This window comes from Amycolatopsis sp. NPDC024027 (assembly GCF_040638975.1).
Taxonomy (GTDB): domain Bacteria; phylum Actinomycetota; class Actinomycetes; order Mycobacteriales; family Pseudonocardiaceae; genus Amycolatopsis.
In genome coordinates this window covers 171,584-188,696 of the sequence record NZ_JBEZYY010000011.1, presented here as the reverse complement: position 1 = coordinate 188,696, position 17,113 = coordinate 171,584, and the positions used below count along the sequence as shown (strand labels likewise).

Sequence of the window (17,113 nt, the reverse complement as noted above, 5' to 3'; positions counted from 1 at the left end):
GGCGGCGGCGGACCCGGCGGACGCGGTTGGCCTCGGACCATGACGGCATCGGTCACTTCGCCCGACGGGACGGTCATCGGCTTCGAGACCACCGGCGACGGGCCGCCGATGGTCCTCGTCCACGGCACCGGCGCCGACCACACGCGCTGGTCGGCGGTGAAGGACCGGCTCGCCCGGCACTACCGCCTGTACCTCGTCGACCGCCGCGGCCGGGGCCTCAGCCGTGCCGAAGCGCCCGGGTACGACATCCGGCGCGAGGGCGAGGACATCGCCGCGGTCGCCGAGGCCGCCGGGGGAGACGTCTACCTCCTCGCGCACTCCTACGGCGCCCTGTGCGCGCTGGAAGCCGTCCGGGCCACGAAGGCGGTCAGGCGGCTCGTGGCCTACGAACCGCCGCGGCCCGAGCCGGGCGGGGCCGTGGTCGGCCCGGACGCGCGAAGCCGGATGCGGGCCGCGGAAGATCCCGAGCAGCTCCTCGAGATCTTCCTGCAGGAGGCGCTCCGGCTCCCTCCGGCGGACGTCGAGGCGATGCGCGGCACCCCGGTCTGGCGCGCCCGGGTGGCCGCCGCGCCCACGATCCCGCGTGAACTGGACGCCGTCGAGAACACGGTGTTCGACGATCGGCTCGGCGAGATCGCCGTCCCGGTCCGGCTGTTCGCCGGCACGGAGAGCCGGGGCTATCTCCGGCTCGCCGCCCAGGCGGTCGCGGACCGGATTCCCGGTGCCGACGTCGTGCCGATGCGCGGCCAAGCCCACCAGGCCATGGACTTCGACCCGGACCAGTTCACCGAGGCGGTGTTCGCGTTCGACCGGCTCACGGGGAGTTCCGGAAGCTCCCGGCCCCGGCCGGCACCGTGAGACCGCGGCGGTGCGCCCACGCCGTCACCTCGGTCCGGTTCGCCAGGCCCAGCTTGGCCAGGACGCTGCGGACGTGGCTTTCCACCGTGCGCTCGGACAGCACCAGCCGGTGGGCGATCTGGCGGTTGCTCAGCGCACCGGCCACCAGGGCCACGATCTCCCGTTCGCGGCCGGTCAGCGGATCGGCCTCGGTCCGCACCCGGTCGAGCAGCGCGGTGGCGTCCCGGACCCAGCCGGGCATGCCGAGCCGCCGGGCTTCGTCCGCGGCCTGCCGGGCCAGGGGCTCCGCGCGGGCCGGCTCGCCCAGGGCAGCGAGTTCGCGCCCCAGGCGGACGCGGTTGTGCACGACGTAGGGCCGGGCGCCGAGCCGGGTGTCCCAGGCGATCGCCGCCTCGAACAGCGGCACGGCCTCGGTGTGCCGGCCGAGGAGCGCGGCCAGGCGGCCGGTCCAGCTGCTCGAGCAGTCGCTGCAGAAGGTGCCCGCCCCGCCCGAGCCGAACGGTGGCTCGCCGGCCATCCGGTTCGCGAGCCACTCCGCGGTTTCGAGGTCCTCGAACGCCTCCAGCAGCGGCAGCAGGTTCGGGCCGATGCCCGGTGAGTGTCCGAGGAAGTCGGGGTCGCGCAGGCGTGGGCGCAAGGCGTCGTACCCGGCGCGCGCCTCGTCGCGGCGGCCGGTGACCAGGGCGCAGAGCGGCCGGGAGACGATCGAGATCGGGATCGGGGGCGCGATCGCCAGCAGCTCGTCGTAGCCGTCGGGCAGCTCGGCCGGGTCGCCGACCACCTCCGCCAGCTGCTGGGAGAAGGCGAAGGACATCGCGAGCGTGGACCGGTCCTCGGCCAGTTCCGCCCCGGCGAGCTCGCCCGCGAGCCGGTTCAGCTCGCGGCTCTCGGCGAACGCGCCGCGGTAGGCGGCCACCGACGCCCGCAGCCGCAGCTCGTGCCAGCGGACGAGCGGCAGCCGCGTCGTCGCCGCGAGCTCGGAGATCGCGGCCAGCTCGGTCTCGACGACCGGGATCGTGCCGACTTCGAACGCCGCGTCGATCCGCCACTTGTGCCCCCACAGCGCCACGAGCGGCCGGGCGGGGCCGCCGAGGGACACGGCGAGCGCGCCGAACCGCAGCCGTTCGGCCAGCGGCAGCTCGCGCGGGCGGGTCTTCAGCCGGGCGCGTACGGCGTCCAGGCGCGCCTCCTGGTCGCCCGAAGATTCCGCGAGGGCCAGGGCTTCGTCGGCGGTCTTCATCGCTTCGCCGGTCTTCCCGCTGTCGGCCGCGACCGACGCCGACTGCGCCAGCAGCTTCGCCCGCACGACAGGGTCGGCGTCGGGACCGATCGCGGCCAGCGCGGCCGCCGTGAGCGCGGCCATCTCCGGCAGCAGGCCGGGCGCGGCGGTGTCGCGGACGACGAGCGCCGCGGCGGCCGCCAGCGCCGGATCGGACGTCAGCTCCGCGGCCTCGCGCGCGTGGCCGAAGCTGCGCGCGAACCGGCCTGCCCGGTACTCCGCGGTCGCCAGGTCGACGAGCAGGGCGGCGAGGCCGTCGCGGGTGCCCGCGCGGCGGCGGCAGTCGAGCGCGAGGGCCAGGAACCGGGCGGCTTCGGTGAAGGCGAGCGAGCGGGTGGCGTCCCGTGCCGCCGTTTCGGCCCAGTCCGCGGCCCGGGCGAGGGCGTCCGGGGTCGCCGTGGCCCGCAGCCAGTGCCCCGCCACCACCCCCGGCTCGGCCCGGTGCTCCAGCGCGGCCGCCGTCCGGGCGTGCAGCTCCTCGCGGACGCCCTGGTCGAGGTCGGCGTAGATCCCGTCGCGCACGACGGCGTGGGCGAACCGCCGCGAGCCGGCGACGGCGGGCCGCAGGACCCCGGCCCGCACCGCGCGGTCGAGCGCCGTGACGACGTCGCCGTCCGGCCGCGCGGCCACTTCGGCGACGACGTGCGCGTCGACCTCCTCGCCGAGGACGGAGGCGATCGCCAGCAGTTCCCGCGCCCCGGCGTCCAGCCCGGCGACGGTGGTGCGGACGAGGTGCCGCAGCTCGGCTTCGCCGCCGCCGGTCGCCGACGACCGGGCTACCGCCTTGAGGTAGAGCGGGTTCCCGCCCGAGCGCCGCAGCGCGTCGCGGGCGTCGACGCCCACCCGGCCGGCCTCGGCGAGGTAGGCGCGGACGTCGGGCTCGGTCAGCGGCTCGAGGCGCAGGCTTTCCGTTCCGGGCCGGCCCAGCAGCTCCGGGAGGGCCTCGAAGAGCGGGCCGGCCGCGTCGGTGTCCCGGTAGGTCGCGACCACGGCGAGCCGCGACCGGCGGATCTCGCCGGCCAGGTGCCGCAGCAGCCGCAGCGACGCCTCGTCGGCCCAGTGCACGTCTTCGAGGACCACGACGAGCCCGGCCGGTTCGGCCGCCGCGACCAGCGCGTCGGCGGCCAGCGCGACGAACCGGAACCGGGCCGCGACCAGGTCGGCCCCGGCGTGGTCGTCGAGGTCGGCGAGGGCGCGGTCGACCTCCGCGCCCGCCGCCGGCAAGGCCCGCAGCACCCGCCGCCACGGCCACAAAGGCGGCGCTCCCGGGTCGTCGACGCAGCGGCCCCAGACCGCGGCCGGGCCGGTGACCGTCTCGGCCAGGCGGGTCTTGCCGATCCCCGCCGGGCCGCCGACGAGCACCAGCGCGCCGCTGCCGCCGTCCGCCGCCGCGAGCCATGCGCGCAGGTCGGCCACGGCACCGGCCCGCCCGACGAACGGTTCGCTGCGCGTCACCCGAGCAGTATCCCCTCCGCGTCCGGTTTGCGCGTTGTTCTAGGTACTGGCACTGATGCCCGGTACGCGAAGCGCGGCGAGAGTGACTCCCAACGCATTGACCAGCGAAAAGGAGCATCCGATGCACGCCACCATCCACCAGTTCAGGAGTCCGCTGGGGACCCACGCCCTCGGCGAGGGCGCCCTCGGCGCCGCCACGCTCACCCAGCTCGGCGGCCAGGCCGGCGCGGTCGTCACCTTCTGGCCCGACGCCGCGGCGGCGGATGAGGCCGCGGCCCGGCGGCCCGCCGGGACCGCCTGGCTCGACACCGGTGTCTACCGGGTCGCGGACGTGCAGCCGGCGTCGGACGCCGCCGCCTACGCCCAGCTCACCTGGTTCGACGGGCCACGCGGAGCCGACCAGTCGGCCGCCGAGCAGCGCGCCGGGCGCGAACGCATCTGGCCCGCCGTGCGGGACATCGAAGGCGTCGGTACGACCTACGCCCTGATCGCCGAAGACCGCTCGCTGGTCGTCGTGGGGTTCGCCGCGTCGCTGGCGACGATCGAGGCCGTCCAGGACGCGATCATGGCCACCGAACTGCTGCCCGGCGAGGACCCCGCGCTGCTGCCCGGCGCGGACCGGGTCGACCTGCACCGCGTCCGGCACGCGGCCCTGCCGGCCCCGGCGGGTGCGCGATGAGCCCGCACACCGCCCCCGCGCTGCGCGCCGGGACCTGGACCGTCCGCAGTGGACGGACGACGGCGTCGTTCGAGGTCCGCAACTTCGGCGTCAACCGGGTCCGCGGCACCGTTCCGGTCCGCACGGGCACCGTCGAGGTGCGCGACGGCGAGGTGCTCGCCGTCCGGGCGGAGCTGGACCTCGGCGCCCTCGACACGCAGAACGCGCGCCGCGACGCCGACCTGCGCAAGCCCACCCTGCTGGACAGCGCCGCCCAGCCGGAGATGGCCTTCACGGCCACCGGCGCCCGGCGGCACGACGACGGCTGGGAAGTGACCGGCGAGCTGCGGCTGCGCGGGACGTCTTGCCCGCTGACCCTGACCGTCGTCCCGGACGGCGGCACCCGCGTCCGTGCCACCGGGACGCTGGACCGCGCCCCGCTCGGCATGCGGGCACCCCGGCCGCTGATCGGCCGGTACGTCCGGATCGTCGTCGAGGCGGAGCTCGAGCCGCCTAGCTGAGGTCCTTGGGGAGCAGGGCGGTCGCCGGGTCGGGGGCGGCGACCGCCTTGGGACGCCGGTCGCGGAACAGCCAGCCGCCGACGATGCCGCCGGCGAACCCGAAGAGGTGGCCCTGCCAGCTGACCCCTTCCTGGGACGGCAGCAGGGAGGTGAACTGGTAGGCGAAGCACAACGCCATCACCAGCCCGAGCACGATGTCGATCAGGTGCCGGTCGAAGAGCCCGCGCACGATGATGTAGCCGAAGTAGCCGAAGACCAGGCCGCTGGCGCCGACCGTGACCGAGTTCGCCGGCGAGATGAACCAGACGCCGAGGCCGCTGGCGACGATGATCAGCAGGCTGACGCCGAGCCACTTCTTCACCCCGCGGTAGGCGGCGAGGAAGCCGAAGATGAACAGCGGCCCCGAGTTGCCCTCGAGGTGGCTCCAGCCGTAGTGCAGGAACGGGGAGCTGATGATCTCCGGCAGCGACGCGGGATTGCGCGCCTCGATGCCGAACTCCCGGCTCAGGCCGTAGCCGGTGGGGGCGTTGACGAGCTGGATCACCCACAGCACGGCCAGCAGGCCGACCATCACCCACAGGGCTTTCTTGGCCTCGGCGATCATCGCTTCGGCGTCGCTGCGGACCGGGCCCTCGTTCATCGCGTCCCCCTGCTCCCTTTGCGGCCGAGGATAACCGGCGCGGGCCCCGGACGCGGCGTTCCGGACCCAGCCGTGACCTGGCAGGGTTGGGCGCATGACGTCACACCGGCCGGAGATGGTCTTCCGGGGCCGTCGCATGCCCGGCGACCGCGCGCTGGTCATGGCCATCGTCAACCGCACGCCCGACTCGTTCTACGACAAGGGCGCGACCTTCGCCGGCACCGCGGCCCTGGACGCGGTGGACCGCGCGGTCGCCGCGGGCGCCGACATCGTGGACATCGGCGGCGTCAAGGCGGGCGAGGGCCCGGAGGTCGACGTCGACGAGGAGAGCAGGCGGGTGGTGCCGTTCGTCGCCGAGGTCCGTCGCCGCCACCCGGAGCTCGTCATCAGCGTCGACACCTGGCGCCACGAGGTCGGCCGCCAGGTCTGCGAAGCGGGCGCCGACCTGCTCAACGACACCTGGGCGGGCGCCGACCCGAAGCTGGTCGAGATCGCCGCGGAGTTCGGCACGGGGTACGTCTGCTCCCACGTCGGCGGCATGCCGGTGCGCACGGACCCATACCCGGCGCCGACCCCGCAGCGCCCGTTCTGGCCTCGTTACGACGACGTCGTGGCGGCCGTGGTCGCCGAGCTGACGGAGGCGGCTTCGCGGACGGTCGCGGCGGGCGTGCCTCGCGGCGGCGTGCTGATCGACCCGACGTTCGACTTCGGCAAGAGCACCCGCCACGGTCTGGAGCTCCTCAGGCACTTCGACCGGCTGGTGGCGACCGGCTGGCCGGTACTGGTGGCGCTGTCGAACAAGGACCTCATCGGCGAGACCTTGGACGTCGAAGCCCACGACCGCTTGGCGGGCACACTGGCGGCGACGGCGATCGCGGCGCAGGCGGGCGCCGCGGTGTTCAGGGCGCACAACGTCCGCGAGACCCGCGAAGCGGTGGAAGCGATCGCGGGTCTCGAGTCCGTTGTGGACTGAGCCCCTCAGACAGAAGGAGCGGGGTGGTCATCCCGTCGCCTGAGGCCGTGAAATCACTTTGAGCCGGGCCCGCAACACAGAGCGCAACGTGGGGGCGACAGCGCAGGCTTGCGGGCCCGGCTCAAAGTGATAGGCCTCAATCAGGCGACGGGATGACCACCGCGCGGCCCAACTCGAGAAGGCGAGGGGACAGCGGTTCTCGGTCATCCCGGAGCCTGCCGGTCCGGCGAGGACAGCTTTTGTCCTACGGCGTTCGTTTACCGCGGTGGAGCGGTAGGGCGGGTTCTGCCGCGGCTTCTACTGCGGGTTCTTCCGCGGCGGGGGAGGTCTGGTGACGTCGTTGGTCGGCTTGCGTTGCCGGCTGGCGGTTCGTCCGTCGCCCGCTGGCTGAGGAGAGAGCGGGGTCGGGGGCGGGGGAGGTCTGGTGACGTCATGGTCTTCCTGCGGTTCGCGATGACCTGCTCATGCCTCTACCGGCTGAGCCGCCACAGTGACGTGACTTCGGCTGCCCGCGCCCGGTGCAGCGGGTCGGCGGGGTCGAGGGCGCGCGGGTGCCGTGGCGCCGCCTCGGTTCGGCCCACCACCCGCAGGCCCGCCGCCGCGATCCACGCCAGGAGCTCGGTGCGGGTGCGCAGGCCGAGGTGCTCGGCGAGATCCGACAGCACCAGCCATGCCTCGCCGTCCGGGGTCAGGTGGCGGGGTGCCCTATCGAGGAAGCCGCGCAGCATCCGGCTGCCCGGGTCGTACACCGCGTGGTCGAGCGGGGTGCGCGGCCGGCCCGGTAGCCACGGCGGGTTGGCCACCACCAGCGGTGCGCGGCCGCGGGGGAACAGGTCGGCCGGCACCACTTCGGTGCGGCCGGCGAAGCCGAGCCGGGCCAGGTTGCCGGTTGCGCACGCGACGGCTCGGGGCGAATTGTCCGTGGCCACCACCCGCGCCACCCCGCGGTGGGCGAGGACGGCGGCGAGCACGCCGGTGCCGGTGCCGATGTCGAACGCCAGGTCCGTGCCCGGCAACGGCGCTGCCGCGACCAGGTCGACGTACTCCTGCCGCACCGGCGCGAACACGCCGTAGTGCGGGTGGATCCGTGCCCCGAGCGCCGGGACGGCGACACCGCGGCGACGCCATTCCGCCGCGCCGAGGACGCCGAGCAGCTCCCGCAACGGTACGGCCGCGGGCTCTCGCAGCGGCCCGTAAACCGCAAGACACGCGGCGCGCACGTCCGGCGCCCGGCGCAGGGGGATGACGTGTCCCGCGTCCAGTGGCACGTACAACAGGGAGAGCAGCCGCGCCCGGCGGGCCCGGTCCGCGCGGTAGCGGGGGTAGTCGTCCGGCGGGGGCGGTGGGATCCGCCGGTTCACGGCGTCGAGGAGGCGCCGGGCGGTGGGGTAGCTGCCGCGCCAGAGCAGGGCGGTGCCGGTGGACATCGAGCGGAGGGCGGCGTCGGCGGACAGCCGGTCGTCGGCGGCGGCCGCGTGCCGCGTGGGGGGTGAGAAGAGCCGGCGATCGGGTTCGCCGGGCAGGACGAGACGAGCCACGGTAAGGGGTTTCCGTTCTTGCTGCGGGCACGACGAAGCACCCGCGAGAGGTGCGGGGTGTGCGAAGGACCGGAGCGGGAACTAGCTCAGGACAGCAGCATGAACGGGATTCGTCACCCTTCGACCCTAGCTGCCGACCCCGGGCCATGGCGTACAAAGGACGAAGAGGTGATGCCGGATGACGCCCTCGGTGGTGCGGCACGAGAAGCGGCGCCGGTGGGCGGTCGTCGCCGCGGTGGCCGCGGTGCTCGTTTGCGCGCCGTCGGTCGTTGCCGCGCTCGCTCCGGCCGGTGCCGCAGCCGATCCGGATCGGCTGCGGGGCCTTGTGCTGGATTCCGCCGGGAAGCCGTACCAGGGTTACGCCGAAAGTGCCGGTTCGCTCGCCCTGCCGGAGCTGCCGAACCTCGCCGCCGTCACCGCGCTCTTCTCGATGCGGACGCCGATGCGGGCCTGGTACGCCGGGCCCGACCGGTACCGGGTCGACATCCTCGGCACCGCCGGTGAGCACGACGTCTACCGGCTGCCCGATGGCGAATACACCTGGGACTATGGCGACAACACGCTGACCGAGCTGATCGGCGAGCCGGGGCTGCGGCTGCCGCGGGCCGCGGACCTGCTGCCGCCCGAGCTCGCTCGGCGGATCCTGGGCGCGGCGAAGGGTGACGCCGTGAGCGCGCTGCCGGGGCGGAACGTCGCCGGGGTCGCCGCGTCGGGCCTGCGGCTCGTGCCCGCCGATCCGGACACGACCGTCGGGCGGGTCGACGTCTGGGCGGACCCGGCGACCGGGGTGGCGGTGCGCGTCGAAGTGACCGCGCGCGGGCAGGAGGCCCCGATCCTGGTGACCGAGTTCCAGCAGCTCGAACAGACGACTCCGGTGGTCGAAGCACCGCGGCCGGCGCTCGGGTCCGGGTTCGGCGTGACGAGCGCCCCGGACGTCGCCGACACGCTCGGCGCGTTCGGCCAGGTCCCGCTGCCCTCCTCGCTCGCCGGACGCCCGGTGGTGTCGTCGAACTTCGGGGGCGTGCAGGGCGCCGCGCTCTACGGGCGCGGGCTGGCCGCCTTCGCCGTGATCGCCGTGCCGCGGACGGTGGCCAACGCGGCGGGCGACGCCGCCGGAAAGGCCGGTGCCGTGCAGGTCAAGCTGGCCGCGGGGAGCGTCGTGCAGCTGTCGATCACGCCGCTGTCCCTGGGTATCGTGCGGTCGTCGGTGTCCCGGCGCTCCTACCTGCTGGCCGGGACGGTGACACCGGAGGTGCTGAAAACCGTGGCCGACGAGCTGTCCCGGCTGCGCCGGAGCGGCCCGTGATCGTCACGCGCGCGCTGACCAAGCGCTACGGCCGCACGGTGGCTGTCGACGCCGTCGACCTCGAAGTCCGCGAAGGCGACCGCTACGGCTTCCTCGGCCCGAACGGCTCGGGCAAGACCACCACCGTCCGGATGCTGCTCGGCCTGGTCTACGCGACCGCCGGGGAGATCGAGGTGCTCGGGAAACCGGTGCCGAAGCGGGTCGCCGAGGTGCTGCCGGACGTCGGTGCGCTCGTCGAGGGCCCGGCCGCGTACCCGCACCTGTCCGGGCGCCGGAACCTGGCGCTGCTCGACGCCGCCGGCCGCGGGGGCGGCCGGCGCACGCGGCGGCGCCGCATCGACGAAGCCCTCGAGCAGGTCGGGCTGGGCGGGGTCGACCAGCGGCCGGTGAAGGCGTACTCGCTCGGCATGCGGCAACGGCTCGGGCTGGCCGGCGCGCTGCTGCGGCGGCCGCGGCTGCTGATCCTCGACGAGCCGACCAACGGGCTCGACCCGCAGGGCATCAAGGAGATCCGCGAGCTGCTGGTCGAGCTGAACGCCGGTGGCACCACGGTGTTCCTGTCCAGCCACCTGCTGGCCGAGGTGGAACAGCTGTGCACGCGCGTCGGCGTCGTCGACCGCGGCCGGCTCGTGCTGGAGGAGGACCTGGCCACGCTGCGGGCGGCCACCGGCCGGATCCTGGTCGGCACGCCGGACGCCGCCGCGGCGGCCGCGGTCCTGGACGGCCAGCTCGAAGCCCGCGACGGCGACCGGCTGGTCATCCGGCACGGCGACCCGGCGACGCTGAACGCGCTGCTCGTCGAGGCGGGGGTGCGCGTGACGTCGATCCACGCCGAGCAGCGGACGCTGGAACAGGTCGTCCTCGACGTGACCGGTCCGGGCTCGGACCGGTTCGGGACGCCCGCATGATCGGCGTCGAACTGCGGAAGCTCGCGCTGCGGCCACGGGTGTGGTTCAGCGTGCTGCTGCTGTGCCTGCTGCCGGCGATCGTCGGCGTCTTCCTGGCCACGGCCGACTTCGCGCCGCCGCCCGGGCAGGGCGGGGCGTTCCTCTCGGCGGTGGTGAACGACGGCGCGCTGTACCCGGCCGCCGCGCTCGCGCTGGTGCTGCCGCTGTTCCTGCCGATCGCGGTCGCCGTCACGGCGGGCGACGCGATCGCGGGCGAGGCGGCCACCGGCACCCTGCGCTACCTGCTGGTGCGCCCGGTCGGCCGGACGCGGCTGCTGGGCGCCAAGATGGTCGCGCTCGCCGTGTACGTGACCGCGGCGATCGTCATCGTCGTGCTGACGTCGCTGGTGCTCGGGGTGATCCTGTTCGGCACCGGCGGCACGCCCGGGGTCGCGGGGCCGGGCGGGCAGCCGACCGGCGTGACGTCGTTGTCCGGGCAGTCGCTCAGTTCGTCCGCGCTGGGCCTGCGGCTGCTGGGCGCGGTGACCTACATCGTCGTGTCGATGCTCGGCTTCGCGGCGATCACCGTCTTCCTTTCGACGGTGTCCGACTCGGCGCTGGGGGCCGCGCTGGGCGGGCTGGCCGTGCTCATCACGAGCACGGTGCTGGAGACCCTGGACGCGGCCGCGTCCGTGCGGCCCTACCTGCCGACGCACTACTGGCTGTCCTGGATCGACTTCTTCCGCGATCCGGTGCTGTGGCGCAACATCGACCACGGGCTGGTGCTGCAGGCCGGCTACATCGTGGTGTTCTTCGGGGCCGCGTGGGCGAACTTCGCGACGAAGGACGTCACGAGCTGAGGCAGTCGGTGGGCGCTTCGAGCGGGGTGGTGCCGAGGGCCTGCAGGACGATCTCGGTGACGGCGGGGTCGGTGGGCAGGTCGCCGTGGCCGGCCGGGTTTTCGGGGCAGACCTGCTGCAGCGACACGTTGACGGCGCCGTCGAGCCGGGCGGAGTCCGGCGGGGTCACCGTCTCGTCGTGGTCGGTCCAGAGCGACAGCCACGGCAGGCCCGGCGGGAGCGGCTGCTTGGCCAGCTCCTGCAGCAGGCTGCTGCCCGGGGCCAGCTGGACGCACGCGGTGGGACACCCGCCCGGGACCAGCGCGCCGCCCGCCGTGGCGAGGCCGGTGCCGTGCATGGGCGCGCCGAGCGTCACGACGCGGCGGGCCTGGTGGACGCCGCCCTCCCGGTCGACCCACAGCCGCGCGACGACCCCGCCGGCGGAGTACCCGACGACGTCGACCGAAGGCGCGCCTTGTTCGTAGGCCTTCTCGACGGCCTCCGCGAGGACGCCGGCCTGTTCGACGAGGTCGCCGGTGCCGTCCCCGGCCAGGGTGAGCACCTCGGCGGACCGGCCGGTGGCCTGCCGGATCCGCTCGGCGAGGGTCTCCAGCGCACCCCGCCCGCCGCCGTAACCGGGGACGAGCAGCACCGGGCCGGGCTTGTTCTGGTCCGGCGTCCCGGCCTCGGGCGCGGCTTTCGCCCCCGAGGTGGCGATCACGGTGGCGACGACCACGGCCACCACCGCGACGGCGACGCCGTTCAGCATCAGCCGTCGCCGCGGGCTGAGCCCGCTCCACCAAGCCGTGATCCGCACAGCTCCATGATGACCCGGCCCGCGCGTGACCGCCGTGATCCAGCGGGCATCACGCGTGACTGGAGAGGCATCACGCGTGATCGGGAGGTCGACTCGCGGGTGGCTAGAGGCTTGCCCAGCCGGTGGTGACCGTTGTGCCGTCCGCGGCGGTCACCGTCACGCGGGTGGCTCCGCGCTCGAGGCCCGTCGCGGCGAACCAGCCCTCCGCGCCGATCGGGCTCGTGTGCCGCTCGTCCGCCACCTCGATCACCGCTTCGCCCGTCGCGCCGGTGATCAGGCCGCGCAGCGAAACCCGGCCGCCCGCGTATTCCACCTGCAGCTCCACCGACACGCGCGGCGACTCGAACGACAGCAGCCGGACGTCGTCGCCCGCCGCGCGGACCGTGCCGGCTTCCGCCAGGTCCGAATCGAAGGCCAGGTCCGCCAGCTCGGCGTCCAGGTCTCGGGTGGTCAGCGCCGCGCGGGCCTGGCGTAGCACGAGGTCCGGCACCGGGTCCGCCTCCGCCGCGGCCGCGCGCAGGACGGCCATGAGCTCGTCGTCGGTGGTCACGTCGGGTCCTCCGTTCCGAGCCCGGCCTGGCCGGCCCGCTCGCGCAGCCGGCCCAGGCAGCGCTGCCGGGTCGGGCCGATGCTGCCGACCGGCATGCCGAGGGCGTCCGCGACCTCCGCGTACGACGGCGGGGGCGTCGCCATGAGCACGCGCAGCAGCCGCCGGCACTGGTCGGACAACTTGTCCAGCGCACGCCAGAGCGCGGCGTCGCGCTCACCCAGCAGCAGGGCCGCGTCGACGGCCGCCCCGGGCGCCGGCTCGCTCTGCCAGACCTGGTCGTCGGCCGGGCGCTCCCGGTCGGTGCGGCGGAGCTGGCGCAGGCACTCGTGCCGCGTGGTGGTGGCCAGCCAGCCGGGCAGCCGCTCCGGTTCCTTGATCCGGCCGAGGTTTTCGACGAGCTTGAGCCAGGTCGTCTGGACGACGTCGGCCGCGTCGGCGTCGGAGAGCCGGTGGGCGCGGGCGATCGACCAGAGCAGGCTGGCGTACCGGTCGACCAAGGCGTGCCACGCCTCCTGGTCGCCGCGCGCGGCCGCCTCGAGCAGGGTCGTGGTGTCCACTTCACCTCCGCTTGACCCACTCAGCCTAGCCAACAGCAGCCCTTCGGACCGGTACGCCATCGGGGGACTCCTTCGCGTCTTCCCCCCACTCGTCCGATCCGGTGAGAGCGCGGGAAATACCTGAACCGGGTCCCCGGCGGCCGTCGTGTGCCCGGTGGGAGTGGTGGAGACGGATCGGGGTGAGCCGGTCATGCGCATGCGGGTGTTGCTCGTTGTGCCGGTGCTGGTGGTGGAACTGGTCGCCTGCGGGCAGCCGGTGGTGGAGGTGAAGGGCCGGGCGCAGCCGGTGCCGGCGAGCACCGGCGCGCCCCCGGGCGATTTGCTCGGGGACACGCCGGTGGCGCCGGGCGGAGCCGTGGTGAAGCTCTAGTCGAACGGATCCAACGTCAGGTAGGCCGTCGCCGGGTTGCCGTCGTTGACCAGGGATTCGTAGTGGCCGACGTCGTCGAACGCGAAGGCGTACGCCTTGCCGTCGGCCATCTGCGCGTGGATCTTGCGCGCGTAGTGGTTGGTCACGGTGTCCTGGTAGAAGGCCGCCGAGCTCGTGTCCGGCTGGTTCGCGTTGGTCAGCAGCGTCGAGCGGTTGAAGCCCGCGCAGAGCGTGCGCGAGATCTGGCCGCGGACGTCGTTCGGCGCGTCGAGGTTCTTGTAGCAGCCGAAGACGCTGTCGGAATCCGGTTTCTGGAACGCCGTCACGAACCCGCCGGAGGTGTTCGTGAAGTTCATGGTGTTGCCGGAGACCCGGCCGTAGTACTTCACGTTCGGCTGGTCCGCCACCGGCGTCACGGTCAGCGTCGACGAGCTGTACTTCGTCCAGACGCGGTTGATGTAGTCCTGCAGCACGGTGGCGGGCAGCGCGCCGGCTTCGATGCCGTGGCTCGGGGCCAGCGCGCGCAGGACCGTGCCGTCGGAGCGGGTCCGGATCAGGTTGGCCCAGCCGCCCGGCTGGCCGCGCAGCGCGGTGTAGAAACCGTTGTAGCCGCCCGGTTTCAGGTGGCCGGTGCTCTTCGTGGTGCCGCCCGCGGGCTGCACGCCGACCGCGTAGGGCGCGGAGAACATGTCCACCTGGGTGCTGTTGATCCAGAGCCCGCCGTCGTTGAGCGTGTACTCCGACCAGTTGAAGAGGATGTTGACGTTCGGGTCCGAGGGGTTCTGGATCGCCGGCTGGACCAGCCCGCCGGTGGCGAGCTTGAAGACCAGCTTCTGCCCGTAGGAGAAGTAGATCCGGCCGGAGAACTTCGGGATCCGGATGGTGATCGACTGGCCGTTCGCGGGGCCGGGGATCGACGCGTCGGGCGCCGGGATCGGCGGCACCGCACCGCCGGGCCAGGCGTGGAACCCGCCGCCGGCGTCGGCCCAGCCCTGCTGGCCGGTGGCGAGGTTAGTGCCGAGGTCGTAGAGGTAGACCGGGTCGCCGCGACCCGAGTTGTTGGTGATCTTCAGGGGGATCGTGGCCGGCACCGCCTCGGCGGCGGGGGCGGTCGCGGTGACCACCGCGAGCGCCGCGGCCAGCACCGCAAGCCGTTGCCGGAAGGACCTTTTCGTGCGCACGGGCGCCTCCTCGTCGAGGCTGGTGATCGCAAGTTGTTCAGACCATTTCAGCGTCGGTGGCCCGGTGAGCGGTTGTCAAAGGCTGATAATTATCAGCCCCCGTCCGGCCCAGCGGCCGCCGCCCCGCGGTCACGACGGCGGCCAGCACGATCGCGGCGCCCAGCAGCTGCCACGGCGTCAGCCGCTGGCCGAGCGCGAGCCAGCCGAGCAGGGTGGCGACGACCGGGCTCAGCAGCCCGAGGAACGTCACCTGGGTCGCGGACAGCGCGCGGATCCCGCGGAACCACAGGGCGTACGCGAACGCGGCGCCGATCAGCGCCAGGTAGGCGTAGCCGGCGAGGTTCGCGCCGGACAGCGACGCGGGCGGAGCGCCTTCGACGGCCAGTGCGACGGGGACGAGCACCAGGCCGCCCGCGACGAGCTGCCAGCCGGTCGTCGCCAGCAGCGGCGCGGGGGAGGTCCAGCGCTTGCTCAGCACGACGCCGGTGGCCATCACGACGGCACCACCGGCCGCGGCGGCGACGCCGATCGCGTCGAGGCGCGCGCTCGACTGCAGTACCAGCAGGCTGACGCCGGCCACCCCGGCGACGCCCGCGAGCACGGTGCGCCGGGTCAGGCGTTCGCCGAGCAGGCCGGTGGACAGGCCGGCGACCAGCAGCGGCTGCAGCGCGCCGAGGGTGGCGGCGACCCCGCCGGGCAGCCGGTAGGCGGCGACGAACAGCAGGGCGAGGAACGCGCCGATGTTCAGCGTGCCGAGCACGAGCGAGCGCCACCACCAGTCGCCCTTCGGCAGGCGGCGGGTGAGCGCGACCAGCAGCAGCCCGGCCGGCAGCGCCCGGATGACGGCGGCGAGCAGCGGGCGGTCGGGCGGCAGGAACTCGGTGGTGACCAGGTAGGTGGTGCCCCAGATGGCCGGGGCCAGTGCGGTGAGGAGGAGCTGTTTGTTTAGCACTAAGGTAGATTACCTCAGCGCTAAGGCAACCGGCTAGTCTGTGACATCCGGGGCTTCGCCCCGGGCCGGGGGCTTCGCCACCCGGACCCCCGAAAAGCGATTTCTCACTTACCGCTAAGGCATCGGTTACGCTGGGACCATGGCCGACCACGTGGATCGGGTGCTGGAGCAGTGGCACGCCGAACGCCCCGACCTCGACGTCTCCCCGATGGCGGTGATCGGCCGGCTGTCCCGGCTGAGCGCACTGGTCGACGCGGAGCTGCGCCGCACGTTCGCCCGCCACGGCCTGGACCGCGCGACCTTCGACGTCCTCGCGACCCTGCGCCGCAGCGGGCCGCCCTACCGGCTGACCCCGACGGAGCTGATGCGCTCGGCGATGGTGACGTCCGGGGCGGTCACCCAGCGCCTCGACAAGATGGAGGCGCGCGGCCTGGTGGAGCGCACACCCAACGAAGCGGACGGCCGCGGGGTCCGCGTGCGGCTGACCGAAGCCGGTGGCGAGCTGATCGACCGCGCGCTGCCCGAGCACGTCGAGACCGAGCACCGGATCCTGGCCGCGCTGGACACCGGCGAGCGCGAAGGGCTGGCCACGACGCTGCGGACGCTGCTGGAGAGCCTCGGCGGCTCGGTCTCCTAGGAGATCTGCCGGACCGGCTCGCTCTCCAGCAGCAGGTCCAGGTCGATCCGCCCGCCCGCGGCGGCCAGCACGGCGTCGATCGCCAAATCGACATCGAGCTTGCGGCCGTGCTGGTCGGCGTACGCGCGCATCAGGTTCCCGATGTGCCGCTCCGGGTTGCGCCACGACGGCCACCGCAAGGACGCCTGCTTGGCCAGCTTCCCGAAGTTGGACTGGCGGGCGGTCGCTTCCAGGAGCCACTCGAGGTAGACGCGCATCCCGTGGAAGGCCGTGTGGCCGGGGTTCGCCACCGGGCCGTGGCCGGGCACCAGGGTGCGCGGGCGGAACGTGTCCTGCAGCCAGTCGAGCGCGTCGAGCCAGCCGGGGATCGAGCCCTGCACCGCCATCGGGGTGTCGCCGATGCCCACCAGGTCGCCGGTGAACAGCGTGCCCGAACGCGGTTCGTGCACCACCAGGTCGCCCGCCGTGTGCGCGACACCGGGTACCGCCACGACGTCGACGGCCGCGCCGCCCAGGTCGAGCCGGTGCCAGCCGGTCACCGGGCGGACCGCGTCCGGCTCCGGCGGCTCGAGCACGCCCCAGCGCGTGTAGGTGAAGACGTTGCCGTAGGTCTGCGGCCCGGCCTTGACCAGGTCGAGGCTGCCGGGGGCGGCCAGCGCGGTGCCGCCGTCGCGCAGGGCGACGCCGAGCCCGTTGTGGTGTTCGCCGTGCGCGTGCGTGATGACGACCGTGAGCTCCTGGTCGCCGGCGTACTTGCGGACGTCGCGCAGCAGCTCGAGGGTCGCCTGCTCGGTGCCGCAGGTGTCGATCAGCGCGACGCCCTCCGTGCCCTGGATCCAGCCGCTGTTGGCGACGAACCACTCGGCCGGGCTCTTCACGTACGCCACGACTCCCGGCCGCGCGTGCCGGAGCGGGACGATGTTCGATCTGACGGCCGGCATGCTTTCCTCCCCTGAACGGACGATGCGGTTAACGACGGTGACCGGGCCAGGTTGCGCGGATTCCCCCGGGACGTTCTCCCGGGGCCGGCGGCCCTGGTCGCGGCCGCTCCGGGCGGCGGCGGCCGGGCCCGGGAATTCTTCCAATTTCTGTCAA

Annotated in this window: 18 protein-coding genes; 9 read left to right on the top strand and 9 right to left on the bottom strand. The window is 74.0% G+C overall.

Annotated features, from left to right (window positions below; genetic code table 11):
* The first annotated feature begins 39 nt into the window (after positions 1–39).
* Positions 40–858, top strand: coding sequence for an alpha/beta hydrolase (locus AB0F52_RS26545; protein ID WP_360176387.1), 819 nt, complete (start codon positions 40–42; stop codon positions 856–858).
* Here AB0F52_RS26545 and AB0F52_RS26540 read toward each other — a convergent pair.
* Entirely contained in the window at positions 815–3,592 is a 2,778-nt protein-coding gene (locus tag AB0F52_RS26540) for an AAA family ATPase (RefSeq protein WP_360176384.1), read from the bottom strand. The genes AB0F52_RS26545 and AB0F52_RS26540 overlap by 44 nt on opposite strands.
* Before the next feature lie 121 nt (positions 3,593–3,713).
* Here AB0F52_RS26540 and AB0F52_RS26535 point away from each other — a divergent pair, with 121 nt between their 5' ends.
* Positions 3,714–4,271, top strand: a complete 558-nt coding sequence (locus tag AB0F52_RS26535; protein WP_360176381.1) for a hypothetical protein — start codon at positions 3,714–3,716, stop codon at positions 4,269–4,271.
* Positions 4,268–4,771 (top strand): YceI family protein, encoded by a 504-nt coding sequence (locus tag AB0F52_RS26530; protein ID WP_360176378.1) that lies wholly within the window; start codon positions 4,268–4,270, stop codon positions 4,769–4,771. The genes AB0F52_RS26535 and AB0F52_RS26530 overlap by 4 nt, the downstream gene beginning before the upstream one ends.
* On the opposite strand, the gene AB0F52_RS26525 is transcribed toward AB0F52_RS26530, so the two are convergent.
* Entirely contained in the window at positions 4,764–5,411 is a 648-nt protein-coding gene (locus AB0F52_RS26525) for a rhomboid family intramembrane serine protease (RefSeq protein ID WP_360176375.1), read from the bottom strand. The two genes, AB0F52_RS26530 and AB0F52_RS26525, sit on opposite strands and share 8 nt — an antisense overlap.
* Before the next feature lie 94 nt (positions 5,412–5,505).
* Between AB0F52_RS26525 and folP the strand changes: the two genes are divergently transcribed.
* Entirely contained in the window at positions 5,506–6,384 is an 879-nt protein-coding gene (gene folP, locus AB0F52_RS26520; RefSeq protein WP_360176372.1) for a dihydropteroate synthase, read from the top strand.
* Between the two features lie 470 nt (positions 6,385–6,854).
* On the opposite strand, the gene AB0F52_RS26515 is transcribed toward folP, so the two are convergent.
* A complete protein-coding gene (locus AB0F52_RS26515) occupies positions 6,855–7,907 on the bottom strand; it encodes a class I SAM-dependent methyltransferase (RefSeq protein WP_360176724.1) in 1,053 nt (350 codons plus the stop codon).
* A gap of 193 nt (positions 7,908–8,100) precedes the next feature.
* Here AB0F52_RS26515 and AB0F52_RS26510 point away from each other — a divergent pair, with 193 nt between their 5' ends.
* The 3 genes from AB0F52_RS26510 to AB0F52_RS26500 are packed head-to-tail and all read left to right on the top strand — an operon-like array spanning position 8,101 to position 10,975.
* A complete protein-coding gene (locus AB0F52_RS26510; RefSeq protein ID WP_360176369.1) occupies positions 8,101–9,228 on the top strand; it encodes a hypothetical protein in 1,128 nt (375 codons plus the stop codon).
* A complete protein-coding gene (locus AB0F52_RS26505; RefSeq protein WP_360176366.1) occupies positions 9,225–10,136 on the top strand; it encodes an ABC transporter ATP-binding protein in 912 nt (303 codons plus the stop codon). The genes AB0F52_RS26510 and AB0F52_RS26505 overlap by 4 nt, the downstream gene beginning before the upstream one ends.
* On the top strand, positions 10,133–10,975 hold the full coding sequence (locus AB0F52_RS26500) for an ABC transporter permease (protein WP_360176363.1): 843 nt from the start codon (positions 10,133–10,135) through the stop codon (positions 10,973–10,975). Before AB0F52_RS26505 ends, AB0F52_RS26500 begins: the two co-directional genes overlap by 4 nt.
* Here AB0F52_RS26500 and AB0F52_RS26495 read toward each other — a convergent pair.
* The 3 genes from AB0F52_RS26495 to AB0F52_RS26485 form a co-directional block, all read right to left on the bottom strand.
* Positions 10,965–11,771 (bottom strand): lipase, encoded by an 807-nt coding sequence (locus AB0F52_RS26495; RefSeq protein WP_360176360.1) that lies wholly within the window; start codon positions 11,769–11,771, stop codon positions 10,965–10,967. The two genes, AB0F52_RS26500 and AB0F52_RS26495, sit on opposite strands and share 11 nt — an antisense overlap.
* 103 nt (positions 11,772–11,874) lie before the next feature.
* Positions 11,875–12,321, bottom strand: a complete 447-nt coding sequence (locus AB0F52_RS26490; protein WP_360176357.1) for a hypothetical protein — start codon at positions 12,319–12,321, stop codon at positions 11,875–11,877.
* Positions 12,318–12,878, bottom strand: a complete 561-nt coding sequence (locus tag AB0F52_RS26485; RefSeq protein ID WP_360176354.1) for a sigma-70 family RNA polymerase sigma factor — start codon at positions 12,876–12,878, stop codon at positions 12,318–12,320. Before AB0F52_RS26485 ends, AB0F52_RS26490 begins: the two co-directional genes overlap by 4 nt.
* 190 nt (positions 12,879–13,068) lie before the next feature.
* Here AB0F52_RS26485 and AB0F52_RS26480 point away from each other — a divergent pair, with 190 nt between their 5' ends.
* A complete protein-coding gene (locus AB0F52_RS26480) occupies positions 13,069–13,248 on the top strand; it encodes a hypothetical protein (protein WP_360176351.1) in 180 nt (59 codons plus the stop codon).
* Here the strand turns inward: AB0F52_RS26480 and AB0F52_RS26475 are convergent.
* Positions 13,245–14,429, bottom strand: a complete 1,185-nt coding sequence (locus tag AB0F52_RS26475) for a glycoside hydrolase family 64 protein (protein WP_360176348.1) — start codon at positions 14,427–14,429, stop codon at positions 13,245–13,247. The genes AB0F52_RS26480 and AB0F52_RS26475 overlap by 4 nt on opposite strands.
* A 37-nt stretch (positions 14,430–14,466) precedes the next feature.
* Positions 14,467–15,381, bottom strand: a complete 915-nt coding sequence (locus AB0F52_RS26470) for an EamA family transporter (protein ID WP_360176345.1) — start codon at positions 15,379–15,381, stop codon at positions 14,467–14,469.
* 139 nt (positions 15,382–15,520) lie between these two features.
* Between AB0F52_RS26470 and AB0F52_RS26465 the strand changes: the two genes are divergently transcribed.
* Positions 15,521–16,018: a MarR family transcriptional regulator gene (locus AB0F52_RS26465; protein WP_360176342.1), complete on the top strand. Its 498-nt coding sequence runs from the start codon at positions 15,521–15,523 to the stop codon at positions 16,016–16,018.
* On the opposite strand, the gene AB0F52_RS26460 is transcribed toward AB0F52_RS26465, so the two are convergent.
* Positions 16,015–16,959 (bottom strand): MBL fold metallo-hydrolase, encoded by a 945-nt coding sequence (locus tag AB0F52_RS26460; protein ID WP_360176340.1) that lies wholly within the window; start codon positions 16,957–16,959, stop codon positions 16,015–16,017. The genes AB0F52_RS26465 and AB0F52_RS26460 overlap by 4 nt on opposite strands.
* Between the last annotated feature and the right edge of the window lie 154 nt (positions 16,960–17,113).

What these genes read in the sequence shown, in the direction of transcription:
- AB0F52_RS26535 (WP_360176381.1), top strand. Translation starts at nt 3,714, where the DNA reads ATGCACGCCACCATCCACCAGTTCAGGAGTCCGCTGGGGACCCACGCC.
- AB0F52_RS26530 (WP_360176378.1), top strand. Translation starts at nt 4,268, where the DNA reads ATGAGCCCGCACACCGCCCCCGCGCTGCGCGCCGGGACCTGGACCGTC.
- AB0F52_RS26480 (WP_360176351.1), top strand. Translation starts at nt 13,069, where the DNA reads ATGCGCATGCGGGTGTTGCTCGTTGTGCCGGTGCTGGTGGTGGAACTG.
- AB0F52_RS26500 (WP_360176363.1), top strand. Translation starts at nt 10,133, where the DNA reads ATGATCGGCGTCGAACTGCGGAAGCTCGCGCTGCGGCCACGGGTGTGG.
- AB0F52_RS26525 (WP_360176375.1), bottom strand. Translation starts at nt 5,411, where the DNA reads ATGAACGAGGGCCCGGTCCGCAGCGACGCCGAAGCGATGATCGCCGAG.
- folP (WP_360176372.1), top strand. Translation starts at nt 5,506, where the DNA reads ATGACGTCACACCGGCCGGAGATGGTCTTCCGGGGCCGTCGCATGCCC.
- AB0F52_RS26460 (WP_360176340.1), bottom strand. Translation starts at nt 16,959, where the DNA reads ATGCCGGCCGTCAGATCGAACATCGTCCCGCTCCGGCACGCGCGGCCG.
- AB0F52_RS26545 (WP_360176387.1), top strand. Translation starts at nt 40, where the DNA reads ATGACGGCATCGGTCACTTCGCCCGACGGGACGGTCATCGGCTTCGAG.
- AB0F52_RS26510 (WP_360176369.1), top strand. Translation starts at nt 8,101, where the DNA reads ATGACGCCCTCGGTGGTGCGGCACGAGAAGCGGCGCCGGTGGGCGGTC.
- AB0F52_RS26465 (WP_360176342.1), top strand. Translation starts at nt 15,521, where the DNA reads ATGGCCGACCACGTGGATCGGGTGCTGGAGCAGTGGCACGCCGAACGC.